The organism is Parabacteroides sp. KHUB-02 (genome assembly GCF_056640955.1).
Genome location: NZ_JBWQEV010000001.1, coordinates 2,880,671 through 2,894,933, shown reverse-complemented (window position 1 = coordinate 2,894,933; position 14,263 = coordinate 2,880,671). Strand labels below are relative to the sequence as shown.

The 14,263-nt window shown below is 44.7% G+C and carries 13 protein-coding genes; 4 read left to right on the top strand and 9 right to left on the bottom strand.

The window, feature by feature from the left end; genetic code table 11:
* Window positions 1–2: 2 nt before the first annotated feature.
* On the top strand, window positions 3–2,432 hold the full coding sequence (locus ACYIA1_RS12825; protein ID WP_259013165.1) for a glycoside hydrolase family 95 protein: 2,430 nt from the start codon (window positions 3–5) through the stop codon (window positions 2,430–2,432).
* Between the two features lie 60 nt (window positions 2,433–2,492).
* Here the strand turns inward: ACYIA1_RS12825 and ACYIA1_RS12820 are convergent, their stop codons facing one another.
* From ACYIA1_RS12820 to ACYIA1_RS12785, 8 genes are all read right to left on the bottom strand, one after another.
* Window positions 2,493–3,713 carry an OprO/OprP family phosphate-selective porin gene (locus ACYIA1_RS12820; RefSeq protein WP_009275551.1) on the bottom strand — a complete coding sequence of 407 codons (1,221 nt, stop codon included), beginning with the start codon at window positions 3,711–3,713 and terminating at the stop codon, window positions 2,493–2,495.
* Window positions 3,714–3,753: 40 nt separating this feature from the next.
* Window positions 3,754–4,428, bottom strand: coding sequence for a phosphate signaling complex protein PhoU (gene phoU, locus ACYIA1_RS12815; RefSeq protein ID WP_005853873.1), 675 nt, complete (start codon window positions 4,426–4,428; stop codon window positions 3,754–3,756).
* Between the two features lie 31 nt (window positions 4,429–4,459).
* Window positions 4,460–5,212: a phosphate ABC transporter ATP-binding protein PstB gene (gene pstB, locus ACYIA1_RS12810; protein ID WP_005867076.1), complete on the bottom strand. Its 753-nt coding sequence runs from the start codon at window positions 5,210–5,212 to the stop codon at window positions 4,460–4,462.
* A gap of 15 nt (window positions 5,213–5,227) precedes the next feature.
* Complete coding sequence (pstA, locus tag ACYIA1_RS12805; protein WP_005867077.1) at window positions 5,228–6,115, bottom strand: phosphate ABC transporter permease PstA; 888 nt, start codon at window positions 6,113–6,115, stop codon at window positions 5,228–5,230.
* An 8-nt stretch (window positions 6,116–6,123) separates the two neighbouring features.
* Window positions 6,124–7,311 (bottom strand): phosphate ABC transporter permease subunit PstC, encoded by a 1,188-nt coding sequence (gene pstC / locus ACYIA1_RS12800; protein ID WP_480335453.1) that lies wholly within the window; start codon window positions 7,309–7,311, stop codon window positions 6,124–6,126.
* 272 nt (window positions 7,312–7,583) lie between these two features.
* A complete protein-coding gene (locus ACYIA1_RS12795) occupies window positions 7,584–7,826 on the bottom strand; it encodes a DUF6722 family protein (protein WP_008778724.1) in 243 nt (80 codons plus the stop codon).
* A gap of 91 nt (window positions 7,827–7,917) precedes the next feature.
* Window positions 7,918–9,414, bottom strand: coding sequence for a butyryl-CoA:acetate CoA transferase (locus ACYIA1_RS12790; RefSeq protein WP_005867081.1), 1,497 nt, complete (start codon window positions 9,412–9,414; stop codon window positions 7,918–7,920).
* Window positions 9,415–9,515: 101 nt separating this feature from the next.
* The gene (locus ACYIA1_RS12785) at window positions 9,516–9,974 is read right to left on the bottom strand and encodes a hypothetical protein (RefSeq protein ID WP_005867082.1); all 459 of its coding nucleotides are present in this window, start codon (window positions 9,972–9,974) and stop codon (window positions 9,516–9,518) included.
* A gap of 260 nt (window positions 9,975–10,234) precedes the next feature.
* Between ACYIA1_RS12785 and miaB the strand changes: the two genes are divergently transcribed.
* The 3 genes from miaB (at window position 10,235) to ACYIA1_RS12770 (ending at window position 12,723) form a co-directional block, all read left to right on the top strand.
* Complete coding sequence (miaB, locus tag ACYIA1_RS12780; RefSeq protein WP_005853885.1) at window positions 10,235–11,608, top strand: tRNA (N6-isopentenyl adenosine(37)-C2)-methylthiotransferase MiaB; 1,374 nt, start codon at window positions 10,235–10,237, stop codon at window positions 11,606–11,608.
* A 147-nt stretch (window positions 11,609–11,755) separates the two neighbouring features.
* Window positions 11,756–12,088: a hypothetical protein gene (locus ACYIA1_RS12775; protein ID WP_009017956.1), complete on the top strand. Its 333-nt coding sequence runs from the start codon at window positions 11,756–11,758 to the stop codon at window positions 12,086–12,088.
* Window positions 12,085–12,723: a nucleotidyl transferase AbiEii/AbiGii toxin family protein gene (locus ACYIA1_RS12770; RefSeq protein WP_009017957.1), complete on the top strand. Its 639-nt coding sequence runs from the start codon at window positions 12,085–12,087 to the stop codon at window positions 12,721–12,723. Before ACYIA1_RS12775 ends, ACYIA1_RS12770 begins: the two co-directional genes overlap by 4 nt.
* Window positions 12,724–13,277: 554 nt before the next feature.
* On the opposite strand, the gene ACYIA1_RS12765 is transcribed toward ACYIA1_RS12770, so the two are convergent.
* Window positions 13,278–14,240: an IS3 family transposase gene (locus ACYIA1_RS12765; protein ID WP_009018803.1), complete on the bottom strand. Its 963-nt coding sequence runs from the start codon at window positions 14,238–14,240 to the stop codon at window positions 13,278–13,280.
* Window positions 14,241–14,263 lie beyond the last annotated feature (23 nt).

The window sequence follows — 14,263 nt, the reverse complement described above, 5'->3', positions numbered from 1 at the left end:
ATATGAAAGGACTTTATTTGATTTTGTTATCGTTCCTTTTCGGTTGTAATTTGCCGGATATGCAGACCGGGAAGGAGGTCTCATATTATTTTGACCAACCAGCGCAGATATGGGAAGAGACCTTGCCTTTGGGAAACGGCCGTATCGGTATGATGCCGGATGGTGGTATTGAGCGGGAGAATGTTGTCCTGAATGAGATCTCCCTGTGGTCCGGAAGTAAGCAAGATACGGACAATCCTTATGCGTATTATTCTTTGGCGAATATTCGTCGCCTTTTATTTGAGGGACGGAATGACGAGGCACAGGATTTGATGTATAAAACTTTCGTCTGCAAAGGGACCGGGAGTAATCTGGGTGACGGTGCGAACGCTCCGTATGGGAGTTACCAATTATTCGGAAATCTAGTGCTGAGATATACGTATCCGAATGAATCGGATTCTATCGCTGAGTATCGCAGGCGGTTGAACCTAAGCGAGGCTATCGCTTCCGTCTCTTTTAAAAGGGGGAATGTGAATTATCAACGGGAAATGTTTACCTCTTTTTCCGGGGATCTGGGAGTGATTCATTTGGTAGCGGATGCGGATCGGGCCTTGAATTTCTCATTAGGTATGAATCGTCCGGAACATGCGGCGATCTTTTTGGACGGAAAGGACTTGCTGATGCAGGGACAATTGCCGGACGGGGTGGATACGTTGGAGATGAAAGGGATGCGTTTCGCCTCTCGTGTCCGTATCGTCTTGCCGAAGGGGGGAGATTTGACCGCAACGGATAGTAGTTTATCGGTGCGAAGTGCCTCGGAAGCGATTATCTTGGTAAGTTTAGGTACGGATTATTTCGATAAAGACGGCGTCGGACAATCCTTGGAAAAATACTTATCGCAAGCGGAATCTAAGGATTTCTCCACCTTGCGCCGGGAACATACACTCGCTTATCGCTCCCTGTTTGATCGGGTCTCTTTGGATTTGGGAAAAGGCGAAAGGGATCATCTTCCGATCCATGAGCGTTTGGCCGCTTTCGCTCAAGATAAGAACGATCCGGGATTGGCGGCTTTATATTTCCAGTTCGGTCGATATTTATTGATTTCCTCGACCCGGCAGGGATTACTGCCCCCGAATTTGCAGGGCTTGTGGTGTAATACGATTCATACGCCTTGGAACGGGGATTATCACCTAAATATTAATTTACAGATGAATCATTGGCCAGCGGAGGTCACGAACCTCTCCGAGTTGCACCTTCCGCTGATCGAATGGACGAAACAGCAAGTCCCTAGCGGTGAACGTACGGCCAAAGCTTTTTATAACGCACGGGGATGGGTCACGCATATTTTAGGTAATGTCTGGGAGTTTACCGCCCCGGGCGAACATCCGTCGTGGGGAGCCACGAATACATCCGCCGCATGGCTATGCGAGCATTTGTACACGCATTATCAGTATACATTAGATAAGGCGTATTTGAGGGATGTTTATCCGACGATGAAAGGGGCTGCCCAATTCTTTGTGGATATGCTGGTGCAAGATCCCCGGACTAAATATCTGGTGACGGCACCTACTACCTCTCCGGAGAACGCTTATAAAATGCCAAACGGAAGTGTCGTGAGTATTTGTGCCGGATCGACGATGGACAATCAGATCTTGCGGGAATTATTTACGAATACCATTGAGGCCGCCGGGATTTTAGGTGTGGATAGCGCGTTCGCTGCTGAGTTGGCGGCGAAACGAGATCGCTTGATGCCTACGACGATCGGTAAAGACGGCCGTATTATGGAATGGCTCGAGCCGTATGAGGAGGTAGAGCCTACCCATCGTCATGTCTCTCATTTATATGGGCTTTATCCCGGGAATGAGATATCGATAGAGCATACGCCGGAGTTGGCAGAGGCGGCTCGTAAATCCTTGGAGGTCCGTGGCGATCAAAGCACGGGCTGGTCTATGGCTTGGAAGATTAATTTCTGGGCCCGTTTACAGGATGGCGATCATGCTTATAAATTGCTGGGTGATTTGTTACGTCCCTGTGTAGATGAGCATACGAAGGAGGTGAAGGGAGGAGGCTCTTATCCTAATTTGTTTTGTGCCCATCCTCCTTTCCAGATTGATGGTAATTTTGGAGGAACAGCCGGTATTGCGGAGATGTTGATACAGAGTCAATCCGGATTGATCGAGTTCTTGCCCGCTTTGCCATCTGCTTGGAAAAACGGAAGCTTTAGTGGTTTAAAAGTCCGGAATGGCGGAGAGGTGTCGGCTAAATGGACGGAAGGTCTGTTGACGGAAGCTCGATTGAAAGCGATCGTTCCCGGTTCTTTCCAGATCAAGCTTCCGGCGAATTCCGCGAACATGAGCCTCAAAAAGAACCAAAAGCCGGTTTCCCTACCTGTAGTCGATGGAAAAGTAACAGTGGACTTGTTACAAGGGGAAGAGTTTGTGTTGCAATTCTAAGTTACCATTCTGAGGGGATGAGACGCGGCATGCTGCGTCTCTACAACAAATGAGAAAAATTTAATATAACGGTAATCTATAAATGAAACCGATCGAAAGGCGTGCGGTGTCGTCCAAAGAGGCATCGAGCGCCTTCGCTCGTTCAGAGAGGTTATATTTTTTACCTATGGCGGTCAAGAAGATATGTAGATTATCATCGGCCATCGGATAGAACTCTAGTCCTCCTTGATACCCCCATGCCGTACGGTATTTTCCTTTCTCGTAAGTATCGTAGGCTTTATAGATCGATGCGCTTTCATACATTCCTTTTGCGAATAGTTGCCATTTGGGATGAAAACGATATTGTATTTCTCCCACCAGCGAAAGATAATCGATGTTTTGCATACGAACTGGTGGTTCCGGTTCCTCTTCCTCTTCTCCGGCGACTTCGGGCTGAGTCAATTCGGTCAATAATCCTAACGGATCTAATTTCCCCCGTGAATACATGACATCGAAATAAGCATAGACCGGTCCGGCCTCTATACTTTGACCGGTAAAGACGCTATACATATATTTTCCTTGGGCTTGCTCCGCGGCGGATACGGAGTATCGTAAATGAATCAACTCATCCAGAAAGTTACCGTTCCAGTTCAATGTGTAAAACAAGGGAACTCTCGGTTTCTTAAATCCTTCCGGCAGACGTCCATACTCATCTTCCATCGATCCCATACGACTGTTCGTCACCTGTAAGCGGATCTCTTGTGACTCATTCGGCTGATACCCCAGCCCGATTCCCGTAAGGTAGCAAAGGGAGTATTCATTCATATCGCTATACTCATAAATAAGCAAAGGATTCTCGTCGTACTCAAAACCACCGTAGAACACATCTTGTTTTCCGGCGGTTAAGGTAAAACGCTCATTCAGTTTATAGCCAATATACGCATATTCGATCGACTCATTCAAATTCTCCAAGGCTTGTCCCTCATAACCGCCATTCAGCGTTTGGCGATACCAATAGAATAACCGATCGTTCACTTCTCCGGTAACATCAATTTTGACATCCCTGAAACGAAAGGCGGCTTCATCCAGCTTCCCCGAGAAAAAGTCCGCGTTGAATCCTGCATGCATCTCCAAGTCCAGATTGAAAACCTTGTTGCGTTTCGGAATCTTAGTTGCGTATTCAAAAAGAGATACCGAAGAAGAATCCCGCTCTGGGATCGGAGAATTTGTCTGAGCGTAAGACGTTAACGCAGAACCGATAAATAAGAAGGCCGACAGCCAAGCCACTGTGAGTCGTTTCATTTACTGATGTTAATTATTAAAGTGGCCGCAAAGATACGAATTATTGCTCGGTTTTGCCCATATGCTTCATGACTTTAGCGTCCAGATAGAAAATGAGTTCTTCCGCTATATTCGTACAATGATCTCCGAAACGTTCCATTTTCCGGATAACACCGGCCATATATAACCCTGCCAACGCGCTACCTTTATGCTCCTCTATATATTTGGCGATAATAGCGGTAGAATTATGATTGATCTCATCGATCAAATTATCCTTCAAGAAGATACGGGAAGCGATCTCTGAGCTTTCTTTCTCAAAAGCCTCTTTGGTGAGTGAGATCATGCTTAATAACTCCGACAGCATTTCTTCTACCCGGGTTTCCTTGACCAGTTGCGGGTCAATCGGTTCCCCCTCGGGAAGGTTTCCTGCGAAACGGGCGATGCTTTCTGCGAAATCTCCCAGACGCTCTAGGTTTGTATTAATCTTATACATCGCCAATACGAAACGTAGGTCGATCGCTACCGGTGCGTACAAGGCGATGATATCCTCGCAATCACTGTCGATCTTTAGCTCGAAAGCATTTACCCGGCGTTCCCGGCTGATTACCTTATAAGCGAGTTCCTTATCTCCGGTAAGCATAGCCTCCCCTGCGTTGTATAATTGCTGGTGAACCAATGCCCACATCTCACTGATACTATTTTTTAAAGAATGAATCTCCTGCTCTATAACCTTCATACTCTTCTAATTTTCAATTTTTAATTTTCAATTACCCAAACCGTCCGGTAATGTAATTCTGTGTAGACTCTTTCTCCGGATTGGTGAAAATCTTCCGGGTATTATCATATTCAATCAATTCCCCTAAATAGAAATATCCGGTCTTGTCGCTAACACGAGCCGCTTGTTGCATATTATGGGTAACGATTACGATCGTATAATCATTTTTCAGCTCATGTATCAAATCCTCGATCTTACTGGTTGAAATCGGGTCCAACGCGGAAGTCGGCTCGTCCATCAACAAGATAGAAGGCGAGATCGCCAAGGCACGGGCGATACATAAACGTTGCTGTTGTCCGCCGGAAAGAGCGAATGCCGATTCTTTCAGTTTATCCTTTACCTCGTCCCAAAGGACGACCTGCTTTAAAGTCTTGACCACCGTCTCCTCAATATAATTCTCATCGTTGACACCGTTTACCCGCAGGCCATAAGCGACATTCTCATAAATCGTCTTAGGAAAAGGATTCGGTTTCTGGAAAACCATCCCCACGTTTTTACGTAAGCGATCCACTTTCTCACTTTTCGTATAGATATCTCTTCCATCAATTAGGATCTGACCTTCCATGCGAGTGCCCGGAATCAAATCATTCATGCGGTTGAACAGGCGGAGGAAAGTAGACTTTCCGCAACCGGACGGTCCGATGAAAGCGGTGGACGTATTCGGCTCTATCTCCATGGAAATGTTCTTCAACGCATGGAAATCCCCATAATAAAAGTCTACGTTTTTAGCATCAATCTTTATCATAATTGTCTTATTTTTTTAATTCATTTTTACCTTCTTGGCGAAATAACTACGCAAGGCATTTGCCAAAAGGTTTACTAATAATACGATGACAATCAGTACGAGTGCCGTGCCATAAGCCATTCCCCGGGAAGCCTCGATATCCGTACCGCTTGTAGATATAACATATAAGTGATAGGGTAATGCCATACATTGGTCGAAAATACTTTTCGGTAATTGCGGCAAGAAATAAGCGGCCACCGTAAAAAGGATAGGAGCGGTCTCTCCGGACACACGCCCGATCGAAAGAATCAATCCCGTAATAATATTGGGGAACGCCATCGGTAGCACGACCCTGCGAATGGTCTGCAATTTCGTAGCCCCTAACGCTAGGCTACCGTGGCGGAAAGAATCATCGATACTTTTCAAAGCCTCTTCCGTCGTACGGATGATAAGTGGCAAGGACATTAGCGCCAAGGTAAACGAACCCGCTATAATAGAGTCTCCCCATCCCAAGGTGCTTACGAATAGAGACATACCGAATAACCCGAAAACAACGGAAGGAACACCACTTAGATTATTCGTCATGATACGGATGAAGCGGATGAGTTTCCCGTTCGTGGCGTACTCGTTCATATAAATACCACTCATGATGCCGATAGGAAAACTAATCAAGCTACTTCCGATCACTAAATAGAGTGTACCTACGATAGCCGGAAAAATCCCCCCGGAGGTCATGCCCTCTTGGGGTGCTTGTGTCAGGAAATCCCAACTGATCACGCTCGCTCCCTTTAAGATAATGAATCCCAGTATTACGAATAAGATCACTACTACCAAATAACTCAGGAAAGAAAAGAAACCGAAAGCAACCTGTTGAGAGGCCCGTTTTCTCTTGTCTATATTCCCTAAATGTTGAATAGGTGCCATATCTTTAATTAAATTTTACGTTTGGATGAAATATATTCTACGGCGATGCTCAACCCCAAGGTGATGAGGAACAACACGACTCCCAGCATAAACAAGGCTTGGTAATGTGCTCCACCTGCGGGGGCCTCACCCAATTCCGCCGCTATCGTGGCAGGAATTGTCCGTACCGGTTCGAAGAACGAGGTAGGGATAACGGCGGCGTTTCCGGTTATCATCAATACGGCCATCGTCTCACCGATCGCACGTCCTATACCTAATACGACAGCGGACGTGATACCGGATATGGAGTAGGGGATTATTACTTTATAGATGGTTTGCCATTGCGTGGCTCCCAATGCCAAGCTGGCCTCTTTCATGGCTCGTGGTGTAGTTCGCATGGCATCTTCCGCTACCGTGATGATGGTCGGCAACGCCATGATCGCTAAAACCACGCTTCCGGCGAAAGCGGTCTCGCCTACCGGAAGGTCTAAGGTCTTTTGGATAAGGGGAACGATCACCACCAATCCGAAGAAACCATAAACGACTGAGGGAATACCAGCCAGCAACTCGATAAGCGGTTTTAATAAATTGCGTGTTTTTGTATTGGCGATCTCTGCCATATAGATCGCTACCGCTACTCCGAAGGGGAGGGATAAGGCGATCGCACCTATACTTACCAACAGCGTTCCTAGTAATAGAGGGATCAGCCCAAAGATCGGAGCGGGAGTTGAGGTCGGATACCATTTCGTCCCTCCAAAGAATTCCGAAGGCTTGATCGTGGCTCCCGATATGATTTTTCCCGTAAAGTTTTCCGACTTGTATTGTTCCGGAAAGAATGCGATAATCCCGGGCTCTTTATGGATAAGTTCATTGATTTTCTCGGGAACATATTGAAATTCTTCACCTAGCTCTTCTTCCGTATAATAGTTGGTTAGATCCGAGAACCGGAAGACTAGTATATCTTGATTTTCTCCGTTTAAATCTTCCCAATTGGTGATATTGGCATCGAAGACATCCATGATTTGCTCGGGCGACAAATGTTCGACCGGATTTTCCTGATTCACGGCCAATATATATCCTTCCTCTACCTCCGGGCTGTTAAAAAGACCTGCGGCCTCTTTAAATAAGAAGACAATGATCAACAAGATCGTAAAGCTACTGACGCTTCCACTGATCAAGAATCCTCCTTCCACTAATTTTTCAATAAACTTTCTCACAATCTTTGCCTATTTATTCTGATGCAAAGAAAGGATATCCATATTAAGAAGCTGTTAAGCCTGTTTGAAAGAATTATTACAAACATATTACGAGTTTGTAATATATACAATTGAAATAAAAAAGGCTCCGTTATGCGGAGCCTCAAAATATATTGGAGATTATAGATTTTCTAGCCATTTTTTACCAGGCTTGGTATATAGCCATACGAGGAATCCACCTCCAACAATAGCACTGATCGTGAAAACTAAACTTAGCATATCCATAATAAACCTTATTTAAAAATTTTATTTCCAATCCAGGCGAATATCACTGTTGCTATTCCACCAACGATAGCTCTATATATAAATATTGACTCTTTTAGCTCTGTATCAAAAGTAGCAATACCTCCAATAACCAGACCCGCAAAAGTTAATTTAGCCAAATCATAGAAGAACTTTCCCAGGTTTTCTCTACGGGATTGATCTCTTTCCCTGCTTTCTTTTTTTTCATCCTGTTGTTTCTCCCAGTTTCCCATATAACAAAGATATGAATAGTTTTTAGATAAACAAAAGGCCATCCCGAAATTATTCGGAATGGCCTTGAGATAAGTATGTAATATGTTTGTATTACTTATTATACTTGCTCCAATCCACATTGTGCATATCTCCGCTAGCCGCTAGTTCCTCATGGAAAGCGAAACAGCATTTCAGGTTTTGAGGCGTATGTCCCTTGATACCCATAGCGAGGTACTCTTCCAATAACGGTTTATAATCCGGGTGAACACAATTGTCGATGATACAACGAGCGCGTTGGATCGGAGATTTACCGCGTAAGTCCGCTACACCATATTCCGTGATGATGATCTTCACGGAGTGCTCGCTATGATCCAAGTGAGATACCATCGGTACGAACGCGCTGATCTTTCCATCCTTCGCCGTAGACGGAGTCGTGAAGATCGACAACATAGCCGAACGGGTAAAGTCGCCGGAACCACCGATACCATTCATCATACGAGTACCGGATACGTGTGTAGAGTTGATATTACCGAAGATATCAGCCTCCAAAGCCGTATTGATCGCAACCAAACCTAAACGGCGGGCAACCTCCGGATTGTTTGAGATCTCTTGCGGACGAAGCAAGATCTTATCCTTGAAGAAATCAAGATTAGCGTAGATCTCACGGATCACCTCGTTACTTACGGACAAAGAGCAACCGCTGGCGAATTTAACGCGACCTTGTTTCATCAATTCGATAACCGCATCTTGAATAACCTCAGTATATACATTGAATGCGGGGATAGACTCATTAGCTCCCATGCAGCCCAAGACTGCGTTAGCCACGTTACCTACGCCACTCTGCAATGGAACGAATTCTTTCGGAAGACGGCCGGCCTTGATCTCGCTAACCAAGAAGTCCGCAACGTTTTTACCGATTGCCATCGTAACATCATCCAGCGGAGAGAATTTTCCACCTTCATTCGGCTCATCGGTCCTTACCACACCAACGATCTTAGCCGGGTCTACTTTTACACAATCGTTACCGATCCTGTCAGAAGGAGTGTAGATAGGGATCTCACGGCGTAAAGGAGGATCAGCCGGCTCGTAAATATCATGCATACCGCGGATTTCTTTCGGGTGACGGCAGTTCAACTCAACGATGATACGGTCTGCCATACGACAGATAGTAGGTAAGATACCAACACCTGAAGTCGGAACGATCTCACCATCCTCAGTAACATCGGCAGCCTCTACGATCGCTACATCGATCTTACCCAAGAATCCGTAACGCAAGCTTTGTGCCAATTCAGACAGGTGCAAATCGAAATATTGTGCCTGATGAGCGTTTAATGCGGCACGTAAGTCTTTGTTCGATTGGTACGGTGTACGGAATTTGATGGCGTTAGCGCGAGCCAACTCTCCGTCTAGCTTATCACCGGTAGAAGCACCGGTAAACATACCGATTTGGAAAGGGTTACCTTTAGCGTGTTCTTCCGCTGCCTTCCGGGCGATAGCTCCGGGAACGACTTTCGGGCATCCTGCGGGTGTAAAACCACTGAAACCAACATTGTCATTATGATGCACATAAGATGCGGCTTCTTCAGCTGTAATGAATTTTAATGCCATGATAATTAGTTTTTATGTTTTTAGGTAAATACTTACTGTTCAATATTTCGGGCGCAAACTTACATAAAATTACGCTGAATCGAATATAAGTGTGGCGTAAATTAATACTTCCGGTTTAGAATCTCCGCACAAATGATCGCTTTCTTCAATTCCTCGATGTCTCTGAAGGTATCTTCCGGCATAAGCCCCGGTTCTTCCTCGATAGCACTCATCCTTACGGATGGCCGGGTCGCGATATGATTCGGGATATTCTTCTCGGCGGAAAGGAATGGAGAAGGGGCAGACGATGAGGTTGCGACCTTAGGCTTCTCAACCTTTGGCTTTACCTGCTTTTGTCGGGGAGCGGGCTTAGGTTTTCGCGTTTCCTTTTGCATATCTTCCAGTATCTCCCAGAAGCCTTTTCCTTCCGTAGGCTGGTCATTGGGCACAATTTCCCTGTCGGGTTGTCCTAATATATCGGGACGACTCTTCTTCTTTTTTTTGTCCTTCGAACTGAATAAGCCACTGACCGCGGCGATAATCAGGAAAACAATATATAACCAATCTCCTACGTTATCCATAAACTTTGATTATTTTTGCACCTCCAAATGTAAGAAGAATAATTGAGAAGTGAAAAGATGGGAGTATATAAAACATCAGATAGGTATAAAAGTAAATAAGGGTAACTTCACAGCCACCCTTATTCGATTTAACCAAAACCTTAACTATGAAAAAATTTACGTTTTTCGAATGCAAATATAACAGTGGGATTCGAACTATGCAAGCGTTTGCGTAATTATTTTTAAGAATCTTGCTTATTTAAATTCTATTAACATATAGTATGGTAAATCAAGAAAACGGTGTGGACTTAAAATCCGCTACCCAAAGCGATGAACGAAAGTTGTTTATCGAGACCTACGGCTGTCAGATGAATGTGGCGGACAGCGAAGTTGTAGCTTCTATCATGAAGATGGATGGCTATAGTATGACGGAGAATATCGAGGAGGCGGATGCCATCTTCGTGAATACTTGCTCCGTACGCGACAACGCCGAACAGAAAATCTATGGGCGGCTACAGTATTTCCAGTCTTTAAAGCGGAAAAAGAAGTCATTAATTGTCGGTGTATTGGGATGTATGGCCGAACGAGTGAAGGAAGACCTGATCCATGTGCATCATGCCGACTTGGTGGTAGGACCGGATTCTTATCTGGACTTGCCGAACTTGGTGGGAGCGGTAGAGCACGGAGAGAAAGCGATCAACGTGGAGCTTTCTACCCAAGAGACCTATAAGGATGTTATTCCTTTGAAGTTACCGGGTGTACATATCTCCGGTTTCGTGTCTATTATGCGCGGTTGTAATAATTTCTGTACGTATTGCATCGTACCTTATACAAGAGGACGCGAGCGTAGCCGGGACATCGAGAGTATCTTGAATGAGATACGGGATATGCATGAGAAAGGCTTTAAGGAAGTTACGTTGTTGGGACAAAATGTAAACTCCTATTCTTTCGAGAAAGAAGGTGAGACCATAACCTTCCCGATCTTGTTGGATCGTGTGGCGAAAGAGGTTCCCGATATGCGGATTCGTTTTACGACCTCCCATCCGAAGGACATGAGCGATGATACCTTACGTGTGATTGCCGCGAACGACAATATCTGTAAGTTTATCCATCTGCCTGCCCAATCCGGCAGCAGTCGCATCTTGAAGGTCATGAATCGTAAATATACTCGTGAATGGTATCTGGACCGTATAGCGGCGATCCGTCGTATCGTACCGGATTGCGCTATCTCGACTGATTTATTCTGCGGTTTCCATTCCGAGACCGAGGAGGATTATCAAGAGACTTTATCCTTGATGCGTGAAGTGGGATATGATAGTGCTTTCTTATTTAAATATTCCGAACGTCCGGGTACATATGCCGCTAGCCATTTGGAGGATAATGTACCGGAAGAAGAGAAGGTACGTCGTTTGCAAGGTATGATCGATTTGCAAAATAAGTTGTCCGAGGAAAGTAACTTGCGGGATATAGGCAAGACTTTCGAGGTTCTGATAGAAGGATTCTCGAAACGTTCCCGTGAGCAATTGTTCGGACGAACCAGCCAAAACAAGGTGGTCATCTTTGATAAGAAGAACTATCATGTAGGTCAATTCATAAAAGTCAAGATCCATAAGGCTTCCTCGGCAACCCTGTTCGGGGAACCTGTGGAGGAATAAGAAAAAGAAAACGCCAATACGTTCCATTTCGAGCGATATTGGCGTTTCTCTTATTTAAAAATCTTATTCACAATGTAACATTCTCTATTGTGATTTGCTTCTGACAAGAATAATCACTAAATTTGTGTCATTCTAAAACAGGAAGTTATGTCAAGAGATGTGGTAAAACAAGAACTATTGGCGAAACTGAAGCAAGAACACTGCTTCTGGTCGTACAATGAAAACTCTATCAAGGATATTCCAGATGATATGCTGATAGAGAAAACTTTGTTGCATCTTGACTTGGAAGAAATAAACCAACTGTTTCTAATTTATCCTTTCAAGAAAATCAAGCAGGTGTGGCTGGATTATCTTGTTCCCCAAGCGGAATATCTCTACACGTTGAATCGTTTCTTCGCATGGTATTATTTCAAGGCAAAGAAGCCAGATGCTTATATAAAGTCTATGGCTACTCGCCACCTTAATAAAATGTTTGCATGAAAGGTTTAGCTCCACACACGCTGCAAGTTTTTGAAGCTGTCTCTAAGCTGGACTGCATCAAACCCTATCTCTTGGTAGGTGGCACTGCTTTGTCATTGCAAATGGGAACTCGGCAAAGTGAGGACTTGGACTTTATGAAATGGCGTACTTCTAAAACAGAGAAAATGGAAGTGGCATGGTATCAGATAGAGAAAGAGCTCGCTGCAATAGGTGACACTCAGCATAAGAACATTTTAGATATAGACCATGTGGAATATTTAGTGTCTGGAGTAAAGTTCTCGTTTTATGCCTGCCCCAAATATTCTCCTGTCAGTATGCCTGTGGAATATCTGAATAATCTCAGATTGGCAGATGTAAAGTCTATTGGAGCTATGAAGATGGAGGTGCTGCTGCGCAGGAGTAATTTTCGCGATTATTATGATATTTATTCCATCTTAAAGTCTGGTGTACCTATCAACGATTTGGTATCTTTAGCCCTCACTTACTCTGGACATAAATTGAAATCCAAAAACCTGTTGGCTATGCTCACCAACGGCTCTCGTTTTACAAGAGACTCCCATTTTGAGCAACTTGCACCGACTTATGCTGTAACTGCTCAAGAAATAGAAGATTATATAAAGTCTTGTTTATTATAAACTGCTGCAACATTCTTGCGAATGGGGTTATATATAGAAATGAAAAAACTAAATCATCTACCATATCTGCCATTATCTATATAAGTATCTAATTATAAGAAATTTGTTGAATGGTGGTAGATAATAAACATCTACCACTATCAGCTTGCATCTACCACTATTTACTGCTTTTCAACCACTAAATGCAGCCGTTCACTATTCGCTATCAACATTACTCGTTCTGCGACGGTATTCCAACTGGCTGTCTGCTTGGTTATTTGTATACCTTGTGTATTGATTTAAAATATTGAATAATAGGTATTTATAGTTTTTAAGGCATAAAACAAAAGTTTTCATAGCGGAAAACTTTTGGTTCGTGCTTATGAAACTTTAGTTTTCACAGGAAGAAACTTTAGTTTTCTCTAGGAGAAACTATTTGTTCCCCTAAGGGATGTCTTTTCCTGATTTATCTAGACACTTTTTTTGTTTATAAACGTAATCAGTAGACAGTAGTTATAAAGTAATACTGATATAGTAGTCACTTCTTTTAACTTCATACTGATAACATAGACACATTACCTCTGGGCCGAACAGAGCCCTTCTGAGAGATTAGTTGTTCGGCTTTGCAAAGCTATCGTATCCATCTCTTTCTCGTTACTTTTCACGGGTTTTCTTTTATTCCGCCACATTTTTATTTGCGTTTCCTTCTCCCCGTGCACTATGCCCGGGGTTTTATAACCGACACTCATGTGCGGTCGGCGGTAGTTGTAGAAGTAGATGTAGCGCTCTATCACGCTCGCGGCACGCTCGATGGTCTCGAACAGCCCTTGCCTATAGAGGCGTTCCACTTTAATTATCCCATTGATACGTTCCGCCACGGCATTGTCCGTGGGCTTGTAGTCTTCCGTCATGCTGATGGCAATGCCATGCCGCCGAAGGCGCTCCACGTACGCGTCGCAACAATACTGCACGCCACGGTCAGAGTGGTGTATCAGGCCCTCCAGATTTTCACTCCCTGTCATCTCAACGGCCTGGTCTATGGCCTGCCGCAACGCCTCAAGCGTGGCTGAGGCACGCAAGCTATCAGCCAGTACCCATCCCACTATCTTATGGGAATAAGCATCCGTGACCAGATGCAGGTAACAGACGTCTCCGCCGGCAAGCGGTATATAGGTAATATCGCTAACCCACAGTTGATTGGGAGAGGTTGGGACAAAGCCCTTTATCAAGTTCTTCCACTTATGGTAACGATGGTTGGAATTGGTTGTGCCCCTGGCTTTGCGCGGAGGAAGCATCAGGCGGTGTCGACGAAGCAGCGTGTAGAAGCTGTCGCGACCGGGCATGAACCTCTCTCCGAAGAGGGCGGTGAGCATGATCCACAGCTTGTAACCACCGATACCGGGATCCTCGCCACGTATCTCACGTACGGTATCCAGCATGAGACGTTCATTCTTCACATGGCTCCCTATGTCAGCCTTGGACTGGTAATAGGCTTGACGACAATGGCCAAACAGACGGCAGGCTGGCGCTACTTTCATCTTGCGAAGCCTGACCAGTTCCG

What these genes read in the sequence shown, in the direction of transcription:
- ACYIA1_RS12820 (WP_009275551.1), bottom strand. Translation starts at nt 3,713, where the DNA reads ATGAAACGACTCACAGTGGCTTGGCTGTCGGCCTTCTTATTTATCGGT.
- miaB (WP_005853885.1), top strand. Translation starts at nt 10,235, where the DNA reads ATGGTAAATCAAGAAAACGGTGTGGACTTAAAATCCGCTACCCAAAGC.
- pstB (WP_005867076.1), bottom strand. Translation starts at nt 5,212, where the DNA reads ATGATAAAGATTGATGCTAAAAACGTAGACTTTTATTATGGGGATTTC.
- pstA (WP_005867077.1), bottom strand. Translation starts at nt 6,115, where the DNA reads ATGGCACCTATTCAACATTTAGGGAATATAGACAAGAGAAAACGGGCC.
- ACYIA1_RS12775 (WP_009017956.1), top strand. Translation starts at nt 11,756, where the DNA reads ATGTCAAGAGATGTGGTAAAACAAGAACTATTGGCGAAACTGAAGCAA.
- phoU (WP_005853873.1), bottom strand. Translation starts at nt 4,428, where the DNA reads ATGAAGGTTATAGAGCAGGAGATTCATTCTTTAAAAAATAGTATCAGT.
- ACYIA1_RS12790 (WP_005867081.1), bottom strand. Translation starts at nt 9,414, where the DNA reads ATGGCATTAAAATTCATTACAGCTGAAGAAGCCGCATCTTATGTGCAT.
- ACYIA1_RS12795 (WP_008778724.1), bottom strand. Translation starts at nt 7,826, where the DNA reads ATGGGAAACTGGGAGAAACAACAGGATGAAAAAAAAGAAAGCAGGGAA.
- ACYIA1_RS12785 (WP_005867082.1), bottom strand. Translation starts at nt 9,974, where the DNA reads ATGGATAACGTAGGAGATTGGTTATATATTGTTTTCCTGATTATCGCC.
- ACYIA1_RS12770 (WP_009017957.1), top strand. Translation starts at nt 12,085, where the DNA reads ATGAAAGGTTTAGCTCCACACACGCTGCAAGTTTTTGAAGCTGTCTCT.
- ACYIA1_RS12825 (WP_259013165.1), top strand. Translation starts at nt 3, where the DNA reads ATGAAAGGACTTTATTTGATTTTGTTATCGTTCCTTTTCGGTTGTAAT.
- ACYIA1_RS12765 (WP_009018803.1), bottom strand. Translation starts at nt 14,240, where the DNA reads ATGAAAGTAGCGCCAGCCTGCCGTCTGTTTGGCCATTGTCGTCAAGCC.